The sequence below is a fragment of the Streptomyces sp. NPDC002790 genome (assembly GCF_040295505.1).
Classification (GTDB): domain Bacteria; phylum Actinomycetota; class Actinomycetes; order Streptomycetales; family Streptomycetaceae; genus Streptomyces.
Map to the genome: position 1 here is coordinate 13809 of NZ_JBEOVM010000029.1, position 19944 is coordinate 33752.

Annotated in this window: 15 protein-coding genes; 7 read left to right on the top strand and 8 right to left on the bottom strand. The window is 70.6% G+C overall.

What is annotated here, in order from left to right; all coding sequences use genetic code 11:
• Positions 1 to 31: 31 nt before the first annotated feature.
• From ABT004_RS16030 to ABT004_RS16045, 4 genes are all read right to left on the bottom strand, one after another.
• Positions 32 to 3841 carry a multifunctional oxoglutarate decarboxylase/oxoglutarate dehydrogenase thiamine pyrophosphate-binding subunit/dihydrolipoyllysine-residue succinyltransferase subunit gene (locus ABT004_RS16030; protein ID WP_351336587.1) on the bottom strand — a complete coding sequence of 1270 codons (3810 nt, stop codon included), beginning with the start codon at positions 3839 to 3841 and terminating at the stop codon, positions 32 to 34.
• A gap of 240 nt (positions 3842 to 4081) precedes the next feature.
• Positions 4082 to 5191: a HAMP domain-containing sensor histidine kinase gene (locus ABT004_RS16035; RefSeq protein ID WP_451190664.1), complete on the bottom strand. Its 1110-nt coding sequence runs from the start codon at positions 5189 to 5191 to the stop codon at positions 4082 to 4084.
• A 17-nt stretch (positions 5192 to 5208) separates the two neighbouring features.
• Positions 5209 to 5946: a response regulator transcription factor gene (locus tag ABT004_RS16040; protein WP_351336590.1), complete on the bottom strand. Its 738-nt coding sequence runs from the start codon at positions 5944 to 5946 to the stop codon at positions 5209 to 5211.
• A 93-nt stretch (positions 5947 to 6039) separates the two neighbouring features.
• Positions 6040 to 6741: a spermidine synthase family protein gene (locus ABT004_RS16045; protein WP_351336592.1), complete on the bottom strand. Its 702-nt coding sequence runs from the start codon at positions 6739 to 6741 to the stop codon at positions 6040 to 6042.
• A gap of 260 nt (positions 6742 to 7001) precedes the next feature.
• Here ABT004_RS16045 and lon point away from each other — a divergent pair, with 260 nt between their 5' ends.
• Entirely contained in the window at positions 7002 to 9413 is a 2412-nt protein-coding gene (gene lon / locus ABT004_RS16050) for an endopeptidase La (RefSeq protein ID WP_351336595.1), read from the top strand.
• Between the two features lie 143 nt (positions 9414 to 9556).
• On the opposite strand, the gene ABT004_RS16055 is transcribed toward lon, so the two are convergent.
• Positions 9557 to 10396 carry a lysozyme gene (locus ABT004_RS16055; protein ID WP_351336598.1) on the bottom strand — a complete coding sequence of 280 codons (840 nt, stop codon included), beginning with the start codon at positions 10394 to 10396 and terminating at the stop codon, positions 9557 to 9559.
• 251 nt (positions 10397 to 10647) lie between these two features.
• Between ABT004_RS16055 and ABT004_RS16060 the strand changes: the two genes are divergently transcribed.
• Positions 10648 to 11148, top strand: a complete 501-nt coding sequence (locus ABT004_RS16060) for a MarR family winged helix-turn-helix transcriptional regulator (protein WP_351336716.1) — start codon at positions 10648 to 10650, stop codon at positions 11146 to 11148.
• A 75-nt stretch (positions 11149 to 11223) separates the two neighbouring features.
• Here ABT004_RS16060 and ABT004_RS16065 read toward each other — a convergent pair whose 3' ends face one another.
• Positions 11224 to 12015 (bottom strand): protein phosphatase 2C domain-containing protein, encoded by a 792-nt coding sequence (locus ABT004_RS16065; protein WP_351336600.1) that lies wholly within the window; start codon positions 12013 to 12015, stop codon positions 11224 to 11226.
• A 392-nt stretch (positions 12016 to 12407) separates the two neighbouring features.
• On the opposite strand from ABT004_RS16065, the gene ABT004_RS16070 reads away from it, so the two are divergent.
• The 5 genes from ABT004_RS16070 (at position 12408) to ABT004_RS16090 (ending at position 18222) form a co-directional block, all read left to right on the top strand.
• On the top strand, positions 12408 to 15302 hold the full coding sequence (locus ABT004_RS16070) for a sensor histidine kinase (protein ID WP_451190622.1): 2895 nt from the start codon (positions 12408 to 12410) through the stop codon (positions 15300 to 15302).
• A gap of 35 nt (positions 15303 to 15337) precedes the next feature.
• Positions 15338 to 15805: a roadblock/LC7 domain-containing protein gene (locus tag ABT004_RS16075; protein WP_351336606.1), complete on the top strand. Its 468-nt coding sequence runs from the start codon at positions 15338 to 15340 to the stop codon at positions 15803 to 15805.
• Positions 15802 to 16260 carry a DUF742 domain-containing protein gene (locus ABT004_RS16080; protein WP_351336609.1) on the top strand — a complete coding sequence of 153 codons (459 nt, stop codon included), beginning with the start codon at positions 15802 to 15804 and terminating at the stop codon, positions 16258 to 16260. The genes ABT004_RS16075 and ABT004_RS16080 overlap by 4 nt, the downstream gene beginning before the upstream one ends.
• A gap of 19 nt (positions 16261 to 16279) precedes the next feature.
• Positions 16280 to 16870: a GTP-binding protein gene (locus tag ABT004_RS16085; RefSeq protein ID WP_351336719.1), complete on the top strand. Its 591-nt coding sequence runs from the start codon at positions 16280 to 16282 to the stop codon at positions 16868 to 16870.
• 95 nt (positions 16871 to 16965) lie between these two features.
• Entirely contained in the window at positions 16966 to 18222 is a 1257-nt protein-coding gene (locus tag ABT004_RS16090) for a styrene monooxygenase/indole monooxygenase family protein (protein ID WP_351336612.1), read from the top strand.
• A gap of 135 nt (positions 18223 to 18357) precedes the next feature.
• Here the strand turns inward: ABT004_RS16090 and ABT004_RS16095 are convergent, their stop codons facing one another.
• Positions 18358 to 19509, bottom strand: coding sequence for a C40 family peptidase (locus ABT004_RS16095; protein WP_351336615.1), 1152 nt, complete (start codon positions 19507 to 19509; stop codon positions 18358 to 18360).
• 136 nt (positions 19510 to 19645) lie between these two features.
• The gene (locus ABT004_RS16100) at positions 19646 to 19924 is read right to left on the bottom strand and encodes a DUF8847 domain-containing protein (RefSeq protein WP_351336618.1); all 279 of its coding nucleotides are present in this window, start codon (positions 19922 to 19924) and stop codon (positions 19646 to 19648) included.
• Positions 19925 to 19944: the final 20 nt, after the last annotated feature.

The window sequence follows — 19944 nt, forward strand, 5'->3', positions numbered from 1 at the left end:
CCTTCCGGCGTGCTCGTCGCGGTGTCGAGACCTACGCCTCGAACACCTCACGCACCAACTGCTCCTGCTCCGCCTGGTGCCGCTTGGCCGAGCCGACCGCCGGGGACGAGCCGTGCGGCCGCGAGATGCGGCGCAGACGCTCGGCGCCCGGGATGTCGGCGCCGACGGCCAGGTCCAGGTGGTCGATCAGGTTGAGCGCGATGAACGGCCAGGCACCCTGGTTCGCCGGCTCCTCCTGCGCCCAGAGGTACTTCTCGGCGTTCGGGAACTTGGCGATCTCGGCCTGGAGCTCGGCACCCGGCAGCGGGAACAGGCGCTCCACGCGGATGATCGCGGTGTCGGTGACGCCGCTCTTCTTCCGCTCTGCCTCGAGGTCGTAGTACAGCTTGCCCGCCACGAAGACGACCTTCTTGATCGCCTTCGGGTCCGTCGCACCCGAGTCGACCTCGGTGTCGCCGATGACCGGACGGAAGCCGCCCGTCGTGAACTCGTCCACCTTCGACGCGGCGGCCTTGAGGCGCAGCATCGACTTCGGCGTGAAGACCACCAGCGGCTTGTGGTGCGGGTTGTGCACCTGCCACCGCAGGAGGTGGAAGTAGTTGGACGGGAGGGTCGGCATGGCGACCGTCATGTTGTTCTGAGCGCAGAGCTGGAGGAAGCGCTCCACGCGCGCGGACGAGTGGTCCGGGCCCTGGCCCTCGTAGCCGTGAGGGAGGAGGAGGGTGACGCCGGACGTCTGGCCCCACTTCTGCTCGGCGGCCGAGATGTACTCGTCGACGATGGTCTGCGCGCCGTTGACGAAGTCACCGAACTGCGCTTCCCACAGGACGAGGGACTCGGGGCGCGCCAGCGAGTAGCCGTACTCGAAGCCCATGACCGCGTACTCGGAGAGCAGCGAGTCGTAGACGTTGTAGCGGGCCTGCTCCGGCGACAGGTAGAGGAGCGGGGTGAAGTCCTCGCCCGTCTTGTTGTCGATGAGGACCGCGTGGCGCTGGCCGAAGGTGCCGCGGCGCGAGTCCTGGCCCGACAGCCGGACCGGCGTGCCCTCCAGGAGCAGCGAGCCGAGGGCGAGGGTCTCGCCCATGCCCCAGTCGATCGTCCCGTCCTCGATCATCGACGCGCGGCGCTGCAGCTGCGGCAGCAGACGCGGGTGCACCGTGACGTTGTCCGGGATGTTCACCTGGGACTCGGCGATGCGCTTGACGACCTCCTGGGAGATCGCCGTCTGCACGGCCACCGGGAACTCGGCCTGCGGGTCCGGGACCTCGGCCGCGGCCGGGTGCGAGACGGCCTCGCGGACCTCGGTGAAGACCTTCTCCAGCTGGCCCTGGAAGTCCTGAAGCGCCTGCTCGGCCTCTTCCAGGGTGATGTCGCCGCGACCGATGAGGGACTCGGTGTAGAGCTTGCGCACCGAGCGCTTCTTGTCGATCAGGTCGTACATCAGCGGCTGCGTGAACGCCGGGTTGTCCGACTCGTTGTGACCGCGGCGGCGGTAGCAGATGAGGTCGATGACGACGTCCTTGTTGAACGCCTGGCGGAATTCGAACGCGAGGCGTGCGACGCGGACGACGGCCTCGGGGTCGTCGCCGTTCACGTGGAAGATCGGGGCCTCGATCATCCGCGCCACGTCCGTCGCGTACATCGACGAACGCGACGACTCCGGGGCGGCGGTGAAGCCGACCTGGTTGTTGATGACGATGTGGACCGTGCCGCCCGTGCGGTAGCCGCGCAGCTGCGACATGTTGAGCGTCTCGGCGACCACACCCTGGCCCGCGAAGGCCGCGTCACCGTGCAGGGCGACGGGCAGGACCGTGAAGTCCGTGCCGCCCTTGTTGATGATGTCCTGCTTGGCGCGGACGATGCCCTCGATGACCGGGTCGACCGTCTCCAGGTGGGACGGGTTGGCGGCCAGCGAGACGTTGATCTGCTCGCCGTCCAGGCCGGTGAAGGTGCCCTGGGCGCCCAGGTGGTACTTCACGTCGCCGGAGCCGTGCATCGACTTCGGGTCGAGGTTGCCCTCGAACTCCCGGAAGATCTGCGCGTACGACTTGCCGACGATGTTCGCCAGGACGTTCAGCCGGCCGCGGTGGGCCATGCCGATGACGACCTCGTCCAGACGGTTCTCGGCGGCGGAGTCGATGACCGCGTCGAGCAGCGGGATGACGGACTCGCCGCCCTCCAGGGAGAACCGCTTCTGACCGACGTACTTGGTCTGCAGGAAGGTCTCGAAGGCCTCCGCCGAGTTCAGCCGGCGCAGGATGCGCAGCTGCTCCTCGCGCTCCGGCTTGGCGTGGCCGCGCTCGACCCGGTCCTGCAGCCACTTGCGCTGCTTCGGGTCCTGGATGTGCATGAACTCGATGCCGGTGGTGCGGCAGTACGACTCACGCAGGACGCCGAGGATGTCGCGCAGCTTCATCATCGACTTGCCGGCGAAGCCGCCGACGGCGAACTCGCGCTCCAGGTCCCACAGCGTGAGCCCGTGCTCGGTGATGTCCAGGTCGGGGTGCTTGCGCTGCTGGTACTCCAGCGGGTCGGTGTCGGCCATGACGTGGCCGCGGACCCGGTAGGAGTGGATCAGCTCGAAGACGCGGGCGGCCTTGGTGACGTCGTCGTCGTGCGAGGCGTCGATGTCCTTGAGCCAGCGGACCGGCTCGTAGGGGATCCGCAGGGCCTTGAAGATCTCGTCGTAGAACTCGGACTCGCCGAGGAGCAGGTTCGCGACGACGCGCAGGAACTCGCCGGAGGCGGCGCCCTGGATGACCCGGTGGTCGTAGGTCGACGTGAGCGTCATGACCTTCGAGATGCCGAGCTTGTTGAGGGTGTCCTGGCTCGTGCCCTGGAACTCCGCCGGGTAGTCCATGGAGCCGACGCCCATGATGACCGACTGCCCGGGCATCAGGCGCGGGACCGAGTGGACGGTGCCGAGGCCGCCGGGGTTGGTCAGGGAGACCGTGACACCGGCGAAGTCGTCCATGCCGAGCTTGCCGTCACGGGCGCGCCGGACGATGTCCTCGTAGGCCTGCCAGAACTCGAAGAAGTTCAGCGTCTCGGCCTTCTTGATGCCCGCGACGACCAGCTGGCGGTCGCCGTTCGGCTTCACGAGGTCGATGGCCAGACCGAAGTTGATGTGCTCCGGCTTGACCAGCGTCGGCTTGCCGTCCTTCTCCGCGAAGGAGTAGTTCATCGACGGCATGGCCTTGATGGCCTGCACCATGGCGTACCCGATGAGGTGCGTGAAGGAGATCTTCCCGCCGCGGGCGCGCTTCAGGTGGTTGTTGATGACGATGCGGTTGTCGAACAGCAGCTTCACCGGGACCGCGCGCACGGACGTCGCCGTGGGGACCTCGATGGACTTGTTCATGTTCTTCGCGACGGCGGCGGCGGGGCCGCGCAGCGTCACGAGCTCGGGGCCGGTGGGGGCCTCGGTCGTCACTTCTTCAGCCTTCTTCGGTACGGGGGTGGCGGCAGCAGCCGGCTTCGGCGCGGTGGGCGCGGCCGGAGCGGCGGGCTCCGCGGGAGCGGCGGCAGCCTGTGCGGGAGCTGCGGCTGCGGCGGGCTTCGCGGGCGCGGCGGGTGCCTGCGCTGCGGGGGCGGCCGGAGCCGCTGGCTTCTCGGCCGGCTTCGGGGTCGTCGCGGCCCCCGCGGCCGCGGCACCTGGCTTGTAGTCGGCGAAGAAGTCCCACCAGGCTCGGTCAACCGAATTCGGGTCCTGGAGGTACTGCTGATAGATCTCGTCGACGAGCCACTCGTTGGGTCCGAACGCGGACGCAGGGTTTTTACCCTGCCCTGCTTGGTCGGTCTCGGTGGAGATGCTCGAGTTACTGGGGGACTGTGGCGACACGGCGTGAACCGCCCTCTTCCGCTTCTCACAAGGTGATGGACAGCGGGAATAAAGGCTACGCCTCCATCGGCGGGAGTTGCAGACCGGGCCGGTCATCCGTCACGTAAGTCACATCGGAAGTTGCGTTTCGGGCCGGGAAATGGCGGGAAACAACCGGGGTTTCGGTACGTTCGGATGCGCGCCCGGCGTGTTCGTGTGTGCCCGGCGCGCTCTTGACCCTTGCCTGACCGAAACCCTACGTCAACTTTGCGTTCCGGGCTCTCCCGGAAGGGTGACCTTGATCCGGCAGCCCCGAGCGGATTCGGCCACCCGGATCTGCCCGCCGTGCAGTTCCACGGCCCAGCGGGCGATGGCGAGGCCGAGGCCCGTGCCGCCGTCGCCCTTGTCGCCCGTGGCTGCGCCTTGGTTGAAGCGCTCGAAGACCTTGTGCCACTCGGACTGCGGGATGCCGGGGCCCTCGTCGAGCACCTCGAGTTCGAGGGACTCCGGGTAGGGGCCGCGGCGGGCGCTCACGGTGACGCGGCCGTGCTGCGGCGAGTGCTTCACCGCGTTGTCGATGAGGTTCGCGACGACCTGGTGGATGCGCTCCGGGTCCGCGTTCGCCGTCAGCTCGGGCGGCGAGACGTCGAGGTGCAGATGGACGTCCGTACGCGTATGGGTGCCGGAGCCCGAGGCGAGGCCCGCGCGCTGGGAGACCGCCATGTTGGCCTCCTTCAGAACGCCCGACAGATACGGCCAGACCTCGAAGCGGCGCGACTTCAGCGGCACGACACCGTTGTCCAGGCGGGACAGGTCGAGCAGCGTGTCGACGAGACGGCCGAGCCGCTCCGTCTGCTTGAGCGCCGTGCGCATCGTCTCGGGGTCGGCGGCCATGACGCCGTCGACGACGTTCTCCAGGACCGCGCGCAGGCCCGCGATGGGCGTGCGCAGCTCGTGCGAGACATTGGCCACGAGCTCTTTGCGCTGCTGGTCCTGGGCCGCCAGCTCGTCGGCCATACGGTTGATGGTGACCGCGAGGTCACCGATCTCGTCCCGCCGGCCCGCGCCGCGCACCCGGCGCGAGTAGTCGCCGTTGGAGATGAACCGGGCGACCGTGTTCATCTCGTCGAGCGGAGCCGTCAGCGAGTGCGCCACGAACTGCGTGATCAGCAGCGTGGCGATGATCGAGAACACCGTGATGAAGCGCAGCTCCGTCGCCGTGTACATCGCCACCATGAGCAGGCCCGTGGTGATGAAGACGGAGACGACGACGAGCGTGCCGAGCTTCGCCTTCACGGAGAAGGGGCGCAGACCGCCGGACGCCCACTGAGGGTTGAACGGCGGCCGGTGCGGCCGCCCGCCCGGTACCAGGTTCCGGTCCCCACCGTTCACGGGTTCGGCGTCTCCAGCGCGTAGCCCACGCCGTGCACGGTACGAATGCGCTCCGCGCCGATCTTCCGGCGCAGCGCCTTGATGTGGCTGTCGACCGTGCGGGTGCCCGAGGCGTCCGCCCAGTCCCACACCTCGGCGAGCAGCTGCTCACGGGAGAGGACCGCGCGCGGCGTGTTCGCCAGGCACACGAGAAGGTCGAACTCGGTGGGAGTGAGGTGTACGTCCTCGCTCCTGACCCGCACGCGGCGCTGCGCGTGGTCGACCTCCAGCTCGCCGAGCCGCAGGATGCCGCTGCGCGGCGTCGTGGCCGCGAGCGCCGCCCGCTCGACACGGCGCAGTAGCACGTGCACGCGCGCCGCCAGTTCCCGCATGGAGAACGGTTTGGTCATGTAGTCGTCGGCACCGACGCCGAGCCCCACCAACATGTCCGTCTCATCGTCGCGCGCCGTGAGCATCATGACCGGCACAGGCCGCTGGGCCTGAACGCGCCGGCAGACTTCGAGCCCGTCGAACCCGGGCAGCATGATGTCAAGGATCAGCAGGTCGGGCTGCCAGGCCTCGGCCGTGTCCACCGCCGCCGGACCGTCCTGCGCGGTTTGCACGAGGAATCCCTCGGCGCGCAGTCGGGCGGCGATGGCATCGACGATGGTCGGATCGTCCTCGACGACAAGGACCCGTCGCTGGGCTCCCTGAGTCGTCGTGGTGGTGTTGTGGGAGGTGTGTGTCTGCTCCATCGCCCCGCCCCTGAGTGCGCGCCGTCGTGACGCGCTTGACGCTTGAATGATCGGGTTTCGGACGTCAGCGTACGGGGAGTTACCGCCGGTCGGCTACGTGGGCCTCAGTGCGAGGTGCACCACGTCAGGGACGCCCCGGACAACCGGGATCTCTTCGGTGCGCACCGCCTGGAATCCGGCATTCCGCAAGGTTTCTTCGAAATTTGCTGACGGCTGTGCGGACCATACGGCGAGAACACCACCCGGGTCGAGTCGGTCCTTGCAGGCGGCCAGGCCGGAGGGTCCGTAAAGGGTGTGGTTGTCCTCGGTGACGGTCCAGTCGGGACCGTTGTCGATGTCGAGGCAGAGCGCGTCGTAGGTGTCCGTGGCCGTGTGCAGATGCCGTACGAGGTCGGCCTCGACGATTTCCGTACGGGGGTCGGCGAGGGCCTCGGCGGAGAGCTCGCGCAGCGGGCCGTTCCGATGCCAGTCGATGATCGCGGGCTCCCGCTCGACGACCGTGATGCCGCCCCAGCGCGGGTCGGCGGCCGCGTGCGCGAGGGAGAAGCCGACGCCGAGGCCGCCGATGAGGACGTGCGGCTTCTCGCGGGCGTCGGGGGCGGCTCGGGCGGCTCGGGCCGAGAGCGCCGAGTCGACGAGGCGCCGTTCGGAGCGGCCGTCGGAGGTGTCCATCAAAAACGTGCCGTTGGCGATGATCTGGAGCAGGTCGCCGTGACGGCGCAGGACCACCTCACCGAAGGGGCCTTCGCGGCGATCGAGGACGACGGGTGGAGCGGGGTCGTGCAGGGTCGTCATGACCGCCATTGTGGCCGACGAGGTGGGCGGCCCGCGGGGAGTTTCTGTGGCTCACGTCTCACATGGCACGCGTCACAGAGGGTGACTCATTCAAGCCCCGCCGGCGATTGAGGCGCGGGGTCCGGGGCGGAGCCCCGTGGCGTGGGGCCGGTCGACCGCTCCCAGTCGCGATCGCTGACAGCGAACGCTCCTGCCGGAACATCTCGGCGCCGCCGAGCATTGAGTCCATGTAACTCAACTTGACTGCCAAAGGGGAGATCATGGCATCGACGTCCACACCGCTCACCCTGCCCGTGCTGCCGCTCGACGACGAGGTCGTGCTGCCCGGAATGGTGGTGCCCCTGGACCTCAGCGACACCGACGTACGAGCCGCGGTGGAGGCCGCACAGGCCGCCGCGCGTACTGGACCGAGCAAGCCGAAGGTGCTGCTTGTTCCACGCGTCGACGGGACGTACGCGAACACCGGCGTGCTCGGCACCGTCGAGCAGGTCGGCCGCCTCGCCGACGGCGACCCCGGCGCCCTGATCCGCGGCGTCGGCCGCGTGCGCATCGGCGCCGGCACGACCGGGCCCGGCGCCGCCCTGTGGGTGGAGGGCCTGACCGTGGAAGAGGAGGTACCCGACCCGCTGCCGGGTGCGGTGACCGAACTCGTCAAGGAGTACAAGGCGCTCGCCACGAACTGGCTGAAGAAGCGCGGCGCCTGGCAGGTCGTGGACCGCGTCCAGGCCATCGACGACGTGTCCGCGCTCGCCGACAACTCCGGTTACTCCCCGTTCCTCACCACCGCCCAGAAGGTCGAGCTGCTCGAAACGGCCGACCCGGTGGAGCGCCTGAAGCTCGCGACCGGGCACCTGCGCGACCACCTCGCCGAGCAGGACGTCGCCGAGTCCATCGCCAAGGACGTCCAGGAAGGCGTCGACAAGCAGCAGCGAGAGTTCCTGCTGCGGCGCCAGCTCGACGCCGTCCGCAAGGAACTGCGCGAGATGAACGGAGAGAAGGACGACGGCGAGGAGTCCGACGACTACCGGACGCGCGTGGAGGCCGCCGACCTCCCGGAGCCGGTGCGTGAGGCCGCGCTCAAGGAGGTCGAGAAGCTGGAGCGGGCGAGCGACCAGTCGCCCGAGGGCTCCTGGATCCGCACCTGGCTGGACACCGTCCTCGAACTTCCGTGGAACGAGCGGACCGAGGACGAGTACGACATCCAGGGCGCCCGCACCGTCCTCGACGCCGAGCATGCGGGTCTGGACGACGTGAAGGAGCGGATCACCGAGTACCTGGCCGTGCGCAAGCGCCGCGCGGACCGCGGCCTCGGCGTGGTCGGCGGGCGGCGTGGCGGCGCCGTGCTCGCGCTCGTCGGTCCGCCCGGCGTCGGCAAGACCTCGCTCGGCGAGTCCGTCGCGCACGCGATGGGCCGAAAGTTCGTCCGCGTCGCCCTCGGCGGCGTACGGGACGAGGCCGAGATCCGCGGCCACCGGCGTACGTACGTGGGTGCGCTGCCCGGCCGCATCGTGCGCGCCATCAAGGAGGCCGGGTCGATGAACCCGGTGGTCCTCCTCGACGAGGTCGACAAGGTGGGCTCCGACTTCCGCGGCGACCCAGCCGCGGCGCTGCTCGAAGTGCTCGACCCGGCGCAGAACCACACCTTCAGGGACCACTACCTGGAAGTCGAACTCGACCTGAGCGATGTCGTGTTCCTCGCGACGGCGAACGTCCTGGAAGCCATTCCTGAGGCGCTCCTCGACCGTATGGAGCTGGTCCGGCTCGACGGCTACACCGAGGACGAGAAGGTCGTCATCGCCCGCGACCACCTGATGCCGCGCCAGCTGGACCGCGCGGGGCTCGCGGCCGACGAGGTCACCATCGACGACGACGCGCTGCGCAAGCTCGCCGGTGAGTACACGCGGGAGGCGGGCGTACGCAACCTGGAGCGGTCCGTGACGCGCGTGCTGCGGAAGGTGGCCGCGCAGCACGAACTGGGTGAGCGGGAGCTGCCGTTCACGGTTGGCGAGAGTGACCTGCGTGGGTTGATCGGGCGGCCGCACCACGTGCCCGAGTCGGCGCAGGATCCTGCCGAGCGGCGCACGTCCGTGCCGGGCGTGGCGACGGGGCTCGCGGTCACCGGGGCGGGCGGCGACGTGCTCTTCGTGGAGGCGTCCCTCGCCGACCCGGAGACGGGCGCGTCGGGTCTGACCCTGACTGGTCAGCTGGGTGACGTGATGAAGGAAAGCGCGCAGATCGCGCTCTCCTTCCTGCGCTCGCACGGCGCCGAACTGGAGCTGCCCGTCGCCGACCTGAAGGAGCGCGGCGCGCACATCCACTTCCCGGCGGGCGCCGTGCCCAAGGACGGGCCGAGCGCCGGCGTCACGATGACGACGGCGCTGGCGTCCCTGCTGAGCGGGCGGCTCGTCCGTACGGATGTGGCGATGACCGGTGAGGTGTCGCTGACCGGGCGGGTGCTGCCGATCGGTGGCCTCAAGCAGAAGCTGCTGGCCGCGCATCGGGCCGGGATCACGACTGTCGTCATCCCGAAGCGGAATGAGGCGGATCTGGACGATGTACCTGCGGAGGTGCTGGAGAAGTTGGAGGTGCACCCGGTGAACGATGTGCGGCAGGTTCTTGAGCTGGCGCTTGCGCCTGCCTCGGCGGATGTGTCGGTGCCGATCGCCGCTTGAGCCGCACCGGGGTTGAGGACGCGGGGCTCTGCCCCGGACCCCGCGCCTCAATCGCCGGCGGGGCTGGAAAAGATCGGGGCTGTGCCCAGGGCCCCGCTGTCTCTCGTCCGACAGCGGGGCTTGAAATGCGGGGCTGAAGCGGGTCAGCCGTTGGCGAGGGCGACTATGCGGTCGAGGGCGCCGTTGAATTTGTTGTGGTCGCCGACCGTCGGGCCCGTGGAGGTGTACTGCCACATCGTGTAGAAGCCCCAGCCGGCCGGGAGCGTCCCCACGGTGGAGGCGTACCGGGCGATCCACAGCGGGTTGTTGGCGGCGAAGGCGCTGGAGTTGCCCGTGCACTCCGTCCACCAGCTGGTCGCCGTGTAGATGACGGCGTCACGTCCCGTGCGGGCCTTGTACTGGTTCACGAAGTCCCGGATCCACGTCACCATCGCGGACTGCGACTTGCCGTAGCAGGAGGCCCCGTACGGGTTCCACTCGATGTCCAGCGCACCCGGCAGCGTCTTGCCGTCCTTGGACCAGCCGCCTCCGTGGTCCACGAAGTAGTTGGCCTGTGTGGCGCCGTTCGTGGTGTCCGGGGTCGCGAAGTGGTACGCGCCGCGGACCATGCCCACGTTGTAGGAGCCGTTGTACTGCTGCGCGAAGTACGGGCTCGTGTAGTACGTGCCTTCGGTGGCCTTGGTGTAGGCCCAGCGCACGCCGCTGTTCCAGAGCGTCGACCAGGCCACGTTGCCCTGGTGGCCGGAGACGTCGACGCCTTCGGTCTGTACGGCGTTGGTGCCGTTGGTGGGCGGCGGGGAGCCGACGCCGTCGTGTGCGGCGACCCCCATGCCCATGTGGGCCTCGCCCCGGGCGGGGGTGTCCGCGGCCTGCGCCGCGCCGGGCAGGGCGAGGAGGAGGGAGAGCGACGCGAGCAGGGTGCCGGTGATTCCGAGGCGGCTGCGGCGTCTGCGACGGGTGGGGACAGGTCTCTGCACGGGCATGAGCGGCCTCCGAGAACGACGTGGGGTGACGTGCGGTGGCGCCAGTGCGCTAGATGGTGTGTGCATGCCACGAATGGGCAGTGAAAAAACTCTACGCATGTAGACCCGTGGGTGGGAAGAGGGGTCGGTGTGTGCCGTTGGTCTACTCCTGCGAAATACTGGTGGAACTGCGGTGATGCCCGTGATGGGCGATAACTTTCAGACCCGGGAACCCCCGGGAAGTAGGGGAAAATCTGGTCATGGGTGCTGACGTGGGCGAAGACGGAAGCGGCGGGCGACGGAGCGCGGAAACCGAACCGCGACCCGCGGCCGTGCCGACGGCTGTGGACGGTGAGTTCCTCGCTCTTGAACGCGAGTTGACCGTCTTCCTGCGCCGGGCCCGGGCCAACTCCGGCGAGATGGCCCGCGAGGTCCACCCCGACCTGGAGCCGGCCGCGTACGGGCTTCTGGTGCGCCTGGAGGAGTGCGGGGCGCAGCGGGCCACCGAGCTCGCCGGGTACATCGGCGTCGGCAAGGCGACGATGAGCCGGCAGCTGAGGGCCCTGGAGGAGCTCGGCTTCGTCGACCGCGAGCCGGATCCCGCCGACGGGCGGGCGTGGCTGGTCTCGCTCACGGAGTCCGGGCGCGAGCACTTCGGGGAGGTGCGGGATGCGCGGCGGATGCGGTATGTGCGGCAGCTGGACGGGTGGGATCGGCGTGAGGTGGCGGAGTTGGCGCGGTTGTTGCACCAGTTGAATGTGGGCGCCGAATAGAGATTGCGCCGCACCGGCGTTGCGGTTGCGGGACTCTGCCCCGGACCCCGCGGGCTCTCGTCACAAGAGCGGGGCTTAACCGAGCTCTACGTAAGCCAAGGTCGCGTCGTCGTGGGTTTTGCTGCGGCGCAGGTACGTGCGGGTCTCCGCGTCCGCGTCCTCCAGGGCGCGGACCCGGGACACCACCGCCTCCGCGCCCTCCTTGCGTACGAGGGTGAACAGGTCCGCCCAGTCGCCCTCGCGGAACTTCTCCACCCAGCGCGTCACGCCGTCGGTCATCGCGGCGAGCGCCCGCACCTCGGCCCGGGGGAGCGTGCCGGTCACCGCGCGCCGTGCGACCGATGGATCCGCGGCGGCGGTGAAGAAGCCGCCCTCCTTGTTGCGCACCGTGGCGTCGGCCACCTCGTTCGATACGAGGTTGGCGCGCGGGACCCGGTCGAGACGGTCGTCGAGCAGCGGCGTGACCGCTCCGTCGGGGGCCTCGACGAGCAACGCCGAGTCGGAGAGCACCAGATGCTCCACCCGCTCCGCGTCCCAGCGAGCGATCACGATGGTTGCCTGCGGAGTACGCGGGTGAGAAAGGTCACACGTGTCGCGATGGGCGTCGGCGGTCCGGGTGATCGCCGCGCTGAGGGCGTCGGCCAGGCTCATGTCCCGCCGCGAAACGGACAGTTCGGCCAGCGCGCCGCCGAGCCGGGCGGTGAACCACGGCACGGAGTGCAGGCAGCCGGCGTCGGTGGCCGGAGGGGTGACCCCATCGAGCACGACGAGCGAACCGCCGTGCCCGGCGGCCGGTGCGGCAACCGATACGTAGTCCTCGTTGGGTCGTCCGGTAGCGCCCGGCTCGGTGGTCAGTTCGATGCGCATGCCGTCAGTCTGCATGAGGTGCCATCACGGGGTGGTGGCGCGCCACGAGTTGGGCCGGGTTCGACCGGTGGGGATTCCGGGCGGATCGCGCAGTGCCCCGAAGGGGCCCTCTGGGCGCCGGGATTGCGCGGAATGATCACTTCCGTCGGTGGTGTGGCGGGGCATCCTGCCAAAGGCCGCCGAAGACGTCCAACCGGCGCGCGGTTGACGGAGGGTGATCGCCACACGGGAACTTGCTCCCCAACTCCCGCTCGATGTTCACTCCTTCGGGTGGCGGGCTCGGTGATGAGCGCCCCCTGCTCACCGGCACTGGGAGGGTCAGGGGCCAGGCCAGGAGGGTCACGAGTGTTGACGCAGCGTCACCCGGGCCCATGCTGTAGGACGAGTCAGGAATGCGAGCACCAGTGGGGAACACCTCCGGCGGTAATGGGGCCATTGGGCCGGGCGGTCCGGACGCTGCGGCCGCACCGGGGTCGACGACTCGGGGCTCTGCCCCGGACCCCGCGACCCAATCGCCGGCGGGGCTTGATGGTTCGCCGGCGGGGCTGAATGTGGCGGGGCCGAAGGTGAAGGGCAAGCCCGCCCGCGTCCGGAATCGCTTGATCGTGGCGGTGGCTGTCGTTGCCGCGGCTGTCGTCGGTGCCGGGGCGCCGGTGATCGTCGGCGCCTCCGATCGCGTGGGCACGTCGCAGACCCTCGTCGACGACGCCCAGCAGACGCAGCGCTCGCTCGCCCTGTCGCACGCGCTCGCGGACGAGCGGGACGAGGTCACCCGGTTCATCGCAGCCGGCCGCTCCAAGGGGCAGGGGCTGAGCGAGGAGCGCGGAGCCCGCGTCGACCGGCAGGTCGACGAGCTGCGCGTGGACGCGCCCGCCCCGCTGCGCCGCACCCTCGACGACGTCGCCGCCGTGCGCCGCTCCGCCCTCACCGGCAAGGGCTCCGCCCTGGAGGCGCACACCGCGTACTCGCGCTCCATCGGTGAACTGCACGCGCGCGCAGAGGATCTGGCGGAGCGCATACCCGTGCGCGCCGGCTCCGGGGCGTACGCCCTCGCGGACCTGGACCGCGCCGTCGAGCAGGCGTCCGCCGCGCGCGGCCTGCTGCTCGCCGCGCTCGCCGTGCCGCGCACCACGACGACTCAGGTCAACCCGGCCACCGGGCTGCGTGAGCCGGTCGTCGGCGAGTCCTCCACCGCCGACGGGCAGCGCGACGCGCTCAGCGCCGCCGGCCAGCGGGCCAGGGTGCGCGAGCAGGCCGCGCTCGACGACTTCCACGACTCGGGGACGACCGCGGCCGTCGGTGCGTACGACTCCACGGTCACCGGCCCGGACGCCGCCCGCGCCGAGACGTACCTGAAGCACCTCGCCGACGCCCCGACGCTCAGCGCGGCCGAGCTGCGCTACAACCCCAAGAGCGTCGAGGCCGCCCTCACCGCCCGGATCGACCTCATGCGGGGCGCCGAGGCCGCGCTCGGGGACCAGCGGGTCAAGCGCCTGGAGCAGCTCCGCGACGACGACGTCACGGCGCTCGAGATCAGGATCGCGCTCGTCGGTTTCTGCCTGCTCGTCGCCGTCGGCGTGGCCATGGCGACGGCCCGCTCGCTGACCCACCCGCTCGCCGCGCTGCGGATCGGTTCCGCGCGCGTCGCGGGCGACCCCGCCGTCCAGGAACCGGTCAAGTACAAGGGGCGCAACGACGAGTTCGCCCAGGTCGTCGACTCGATCAACGCCCTGCACGCGCACGCCGTCGGGCTGCACGGACGCCTCGGCACCCTGGAGACCGACCGCAAGCACCTCGTCGGCGAGCGCCAGCGGATGGCCGACGAGCGGGACCGGCTGCGCGGCGAACTCCGCGACACCGCCGGCAAGCTGGACCGGGTCAAGCACTCGATCCACGGGACGTTCGTCAATCTGGCGCTGCGCACCCTCGGGCTCGTCGAGCGCCAACTCGGCATCATCGAGGGCCTGGAGGAGCGCGAGCAGGACCCGGACCGGCTCGCCACGCTCTACAAGCTCGACCACTCCGCCACCGTCATGCGGCGGCACAGCGAGAACCTCCTCGTCCTCGCGGGCACCGAGCGCGGGCCGCAGCACGGGGGCTCGGTGGCGCTCGTCGACATGGTGCGCGCCGCCGTCTCCGAGATCGAGCGCTACGAGCGGGTGCGGATCGCCGCGCTGCCGCCGCACGCCCACATCGCCGGATTCGCCGCCGACGACCTCAGCCACCTCATCGCCGAACTCCTGGAGAACGCCACGTCGTTCTCGCCGCCGGACGCCTCCGTCGAGGTCTCAGGCTGGCTCCTGGAGAGCGGCTCGGTCATGCTCTCCGTCCAGGACGAGGGCATAGGGATGACCGACGAGCGGATGCGCGAGCTGAACACGCGGCTCTCCTCCTTCGCCGTCGAGGAGGCGCACGACCCCGAGGACGTCGACGGGTTCGGGCTCGGCCTCTACGTCGTCGCGCGGCTCGCGGTGCGGCACGGCGTGCGCGTACGGCTGCGCGAGCAGAAGCAGGGCGGGGTGGCGGCGGTCGCCGTGCTGCCCGCCTCGCTCTTCGCCTCCGCGCCCGCCGCCTCGGTGCCGCCCGCCGTCCTGGTGCCCGGCGCCGCGCCCGCGGTCCGCCTCGCGGGCTCCGAGGCGGAGGCCAACTCCAATGAGCTGTACGGGCGTACGGAGCCGGAGCAGCAGCTTCCGGAGTACGGCGACCCGCTGATCGAGGCGGCCGAGCAGGCCGTGCGCGAGTCGGCCGACGCGGTCGAGGCCGCCGACGTGGTCGAGGCCGCCGACGTGGTCGAGCCGCCCGTGGAGTCTCCCGCGGAGACCCCCGCGGAAACGACCATGGAGCTGAGCACACCGGTCCCGCCGGAGCCGAAGCCGGAGCCGGAGCCCGTCGACCCGGAGCCGGAGCCGGAGCCGGAGCCGGAGCCCACCCCCGAACCCGTCGCCGAGCTGCCGCACCCGCGCGCGCCCCGCGATGAGCAGGACGGCCCCGCCGGACACCCCGAGCAGCCCGACCAGCTGCCCGAACGGGAGGCCGAGCCGGAGCCCGAGCCGGCCGAGCGCGTCACCGCCAAGGGGCTGCCCAAGCGCACCCCGAAGGTGGCCGCCCCCGCCTCCGCCCCGAAGCCGCGCGCCAGCTCCGTGGACGCGGAGGCGCTGCGCCGCAAGCTCGGTGGGTTCCACCGCGGCGCCACCGCGGGCCGTCGTGACGTGACGGCGGAGTTCGCCGAGAACCCGGGACGTAGCAGTGAATCCGAGGGGGACACAGCCGAGGAGGCAAGCAGTTGACTGCGCCCACCCCTGCACTCAACGGACCCAAGGGAATGAACGGTCTCAGTAGCGAGGCACGCAATCTGCACTGGCTGCTGACCGACCTGGTCGAGGAGGTGCCAGGCCTGCAGTCCATCGCGGTCGTCTCGTCCGACGGGCTGCTCCTGCTCTCCTCCGACCCGGGTCGGCACGACGCGGCCCCGGCGAACGACCCGAGCACGGGACCCAAAGGGTCGAGCGCCGACCTGGCGGCCATCGTGGCCGGGCTCGGTTCGCTGACCATCGGCGCCGCCAAGCTGATGGACGGCGGCGGCATCAAGCAGACGATGGTCGCGATGGACGAGGGGAGCCTCTTCGTCATGTCGATCAGCGACGGCTCCCTGCTCGGCGTGCACGCGTCCGCGGACTGCGACATGGGCGTCATCGCGTACCACATGGCGCTCTTCGTCGGCCGTGCCGGGCACGTCCTGACGCCCGAACTCCGCAGCGAACTGCGCCAGTCGATGGAGGCCACCCGATGACCCCGGGCACTTCAGGCAGTGCACACAGTACGAACGGAACGAGCAGGGCGTACGGCGCGAGCAGGCTTCCCGTGCGCGGTGGCGACCGCAGGCCCGCCCGCGTCCGCCCCTACTCGCTGACCGGCGGCCGCACCCGCTTCGGCCATGTGCTGCTCGTCGAGACGTTCATCTCCAGCACCGCGGCGATCGAGGGTCCTGAGGACCGTCCCGAGCTGGGGAAGGGCGGGCTCGCCGGCATCATGCCGGAGATGCGCGCCATCGTCGCGCTGTGCCGTCGCATGCGCACGGTCGCGGAGATCGCCGCGCTGCTCAAGATGCCGCTCGGCGTGGTGCGCGTGCTGCTCAGCGACCTCGCCGACCAGGGAAAGATCCGTGTATACGGAACAGGCCACGGCCCCGGACAGCCGGACCGGGCACTCCTCGAAAGGGTGTTGAGTGGACTCCGCCGCCTCTGAACTGCTCGACGAACTGCCCATGGAAGAGGAGCAGTTGCAGGCCTGGCAGACCGACAGGACCCGGGCCCCCGTCGCCACGAAGATCATCGTGGCGGGCGGCTTCGGCGTCGGCAAGACGACCCTGGTCTCCGCCGTGTCCGAGATCCAGCCCCTCGAGACCGAGGCGCTGATGACCCAGGCGAGCGAGGAGACCGACGACCTCACCGCGACGCCGGGCAAGACGACGACCACGGTCGCCATGGACTTCGGCCGCATCACGCTCGACGACGACCTGGTCCTGTACCTGTTCGGCACGCCGGGGCAGCAGCGGTTCTGGTTCATGTGGGACGACCTGGTGCGCGGCGCGATCGGCGCGGTCGTGCTCGCCGACACCCGCCGCCTGAAGGACTGCTTCCCGGCGCTCGACTACTTCGAGAGCTGCGGACTTCCCTACGTCGTGGCGGTCAACCACTTCGACGGTACGACGGAGTTCGCGCCCGACGACGTACGGGAGGCGCTCACCGTGCCGCCGCACGTTCCGGTGCTGATCATGGATGCGCGGCGCCGCATCGCGGCGGTCGAGACGCTCCTGACGCTGGTCGGCCACGCCCTGGACGCGACCCCCGAGTAGTCGCGCGCCGCCGTGTCCGCACGGCGGCACCGGACCCGCACAGTGGTCAAGATCCGCCCCTCACACACTAGTTACGGCAGTTAAGGCAGTCTCATATGTCGCGGAAGATACTCGTCGTGGGAGCCGGCCAGTCCGGCCTCCAGCTCGCCCTCGGCCTGCAGACCCAGGGGTACGAGGTCACCCTGATGTCCAACCGCACCGCCGACGAGATCCGTTCCGGGCGGGTCATGTCGACGCAGTGCATGTTCCACACGGCGCTCCAGTACGAGCGTGACCTCCAGCTCAACTTCTGGGAGTCGCAGGCCCCGCGGATCGAGGGCCTCGGCGTCTCGGTCGCCGCCCCGGGCTCGCACGACCCCGGCCCCACGCAGCGCGCCATCGACTGGGTGGGCAGGCTCGACGGCTTCGCGCAGTCCGTCGACCAGCGCGTGAAGATGGCCGGCTGGATGGAGACGTTCGCGCAGCGCGGCGGGCAGCTCGTCATCCACGGCGCGGCGGTCTCCGACCTCGACTACTTCTCGCGTACGTACGACCTGGTGCTGGTCTCGGCGGGCAAGGGCGAGCTGGTCTCGATGTTCGGCCGGGACGCGTCGCGGTCCCCGTACGCCGAGCCGCAGCGGGCCCTCGCCGTCGCCTACGTCCACGGGATGGGCGTCCGCCCCGAGCACCCGGACTTCGACGCGGTGCGCTGCAACCTGGTGCCCGGCGTCGGCGAACTCTTCGTGATGCCCACGCTCACCACCTCCGGCCGCGCGGACATCCTGTTCTGGGAGGGCATCCCCGGCGGTCCGCTGGATGCGTTCAAGGGCGTCAAGGACCCCTCCGAGCACCTCGCGCTGACGCTGGAGCTGATGGAGAAGTTCACGCCGTGGGAGTACGCGCGCGCCACGAAGGTCGAGCTGACGGACGCGAACGGCACGCTGGCCGGGCGTTACGCCCCGACCGTGCGCAACCCCATCGGCCGGTTGCCCTCCGGCGGTGCGGTGCTCGGTGTGGCGGACGTGGTCGTGGCGAACGACCCGATCACGGGGCAGGGCTCCAACTCGGCCTCCAAGTGCGCGGCGTCGTACCTCGCGTCCATCGTCGAGCACGGTGACAAGCCGTTCGACGAGGACTGGATGCGGTCGGCGTTCGACCGGTACTGGGAGACGGCGCAGCATGTCACGAAGTGGACGAACACGATGCTGCAGGCGCCGCCGGAGCATGTTCTGAACCTGATCGGTGCGGGGATGCAGTTCCAGCCGGTGGCCGACCGGTTCGCGAACGGGTTCAACGATCCGTCCGACTTCGAGAACTTCTTCTACGACCCGGCGAAGACGGGGGCGTATCTGGACTCGCTCACGGGCGCGTAACCGCTCCGCGGGTCTGCGGGTGGTGGTCCTCCGGTGCCGCGTGTCGGGGCGACGGCGTTGCGGTCTCGGGGCTCCGCCCCGGACCCCGCTGCTCAATCGCCGCAGGGGCTTGAATGGCTTACCCGCCGCAGGGGCTCAACCCGTCGGTGCACCCGCCGCCCCGTACCCCGTGCCGGCCCCGGCCTTTGCCCCCTCGGGCAGGGTCGGGGCGCGGTAGCCGGACATCGGTGACGACCCGGGGTCCGGGCGGACCGCTCCGAGGAGGGGGTTCGCCGCGATGGGGGAGACCTTGACGCGGGTGCCGGGGCGCGGGGCCTGTACCACCTTGCCTTCGCCCAGGTACATCGCCACGTGCGTGGCCTTGGGGAAGTAGATGACCAGGTCGCCGGGGCGCAGCTCCGACATGGGGATGTGTGGCAGGGACGCCCACTGTTCCTGTGAGGTTCGCGGAATCAACTGCCCGGCGTGGGCCCAGGCCTGCGACGTGAGGCCCGAGCAGTCGAAGGAGTCGGGGCCCTCCGCGCCCCAGACGTACGGCTTGCCGATCTGGCGGACGGCGTAGGAGAGCGCCTCGTCACCCGCCTTCGACGGCGCCCTGCCCGTCGAACTGAGCGCCCCCGACGCCATGAACGTCTGCTGCGCCCGCGACGTCCCCGCCGCCTCCAGGCGTGCCACATCGGCGAGTTGGTCGGCGGTGAGGGAGGCGAGCAGCTCCTCGACCTCCTTCAGCCGGTCCTGCACGGCGTCCCGCTCCTTCTTCTGCCGGTCCGCGAGCCGCAGCTGCTCGTCCAGCGCGCCCCGCGCCTTCGTAGCCAGCGCGTCGGCCTTCTTCTCCCGGCCCGTGAGCCGCTCCACGGTGGCCTGCCGCTCCCGCGCGGCCCGCCGCACCACATGACCCTCGTCGAGCGCCCGCTGCGGATCGCGCGCGAGGAGGAGGCGCAGGTACGGGGAGAACTCGCTGCGCCCCTGGTACTGCTCGCGCGCGAGCCGCCCGGCGTCGGTGCGGCTGCTGTGCAGCGACGACCGCGCGGCGGCCAGCTTCTTCGCGAGGCCGTCCGCCGCTTTGCGGCGCTCCTTGAGCGCCTCCTCCGTCGCGTTGTACGTCTCCGTGGCCGCCTCGGTGTCCTGGTACAGGCCCTGGAGATCGGTGAGGAGGTCGGCGACGGATCGCGTCCCGCCGGGTCCCGGACGCGGCTCGGGGCCGGGGGCCGCGCTCGCGGGCAGCGGCGTGAGCAGCGCCCCCGTGACGGCCGCCGTGCACGCCCACCGCACCAGCCTGCCTGACACCTGATCACCTCCGGTGCGGGACAACGTCTGTGCCCCACACCGTCAACAGGAACAGAAAGGCGCGCCGCCCACGCGCCGGGCTGCTCGCTTCGGCGCAACCAGGCCACCCGTCCGGTGCCCACCCGGCGCGCCGCCTTTACGCCTGCGGCGACCGGTTCCTCGACCACGGCCACCTGACGGTCCGCTCGACCTTCCCGTCCGGCGCGAACACGTACCGCCACTTCGCCAGGAGCCGCATCCGCTTCCCGCCGGGCGTGGCCTCCCGCACGTACACGAGCACGGTGTCCGGGCCCCCGCCGGCGTCCGGCACCGGCACCTTGTACACCTTGGGCGGATTCCCGGTGGCGGTCACGAACACGGGCAGCACCCGGCCGTCGAGGGGCCCGCCGGCAAAGGGGATGTCTTCGCTCTTCACGCCACCAGTGTCACGCAGGG

What these genes read in the sequence shown, in the direction of transcription:
- ABT004_RS16040 (WP_351336590.1), bottom strand. Translation starts at nt 5,946, where the DNA reads ATGGAGCAGACACACACCTCCCACAACACCACCACGACGACTCAGGGA.
- ABT004_RS16090 (WP_351336612.1), top strand. Translation starts at nt 16,966, where the DNA reads ATGTCGCGGAAGATACTCGTCGTGGGAGCCGGCCAGTCCGGCCTCCAG.
- lon (WP_351336595.1), top strand. Translation starts at nt 7,002, where the DNA reads ATGGCATCGACGTCCACACCGCTCACCCTGCCCGTGCTGCCGCTCGAC.
- ABT004_RS16075 (WP_351336606.1), top strand. Translation starts at nt 15,338, where the DNA reads ATGAACGGTCTCAGTAGCGAGGCACGCAATCTGCACTGGCTGCTGACC.
- ABT004_RS16045 (WP_351336592.1), bottom strand. Translation starts at nt 6,741, where the DNA reads ATGACGACCCTGCACGACCCCGCTCCACCCGTCGTCCTCGATCGCCGC.
- ABT004_RS16085 (WP_351336719.1), top strand. Translation starts at nt 16,280, where the DNA reads ATGGAAGAGGAGCAGTTGCAGGCCTGGCAGACCGACAGGACCCGGGCC.
- ABT004_RS16065 (WP_351336600.1), bottom strand. Translation starts at nt 12,015, where the DNA reads ATGCGCATCGAACTGACCACCGAGCCGGGCGCTACCGGACGACCCAAC.
- ABT004_RS16070 (WP_451190622.1), top strand. Translation starts at nt 12,408, where the DNA reads ATGCGAGCACCAGTGGGGAACACCTCCGGCGGTAATGGGGCCATTGGG.
- ABT004_RS16055 (WP_351336598.1), bottom strand. Translation starts at nt 10,396, where the DNA reads ATGCCCGTGCAGAGACCTGTCCCCACCCGTCGCAGACGCCGCAGCCGC.
- ABT004_RS16080 (WP_351336609.1), top strand. Translation starts at nt 15,802, where the DNA reads ATGACCCCGGGCACTTCAGGCAGTGCACACAGTACGAACGGAACGAGC.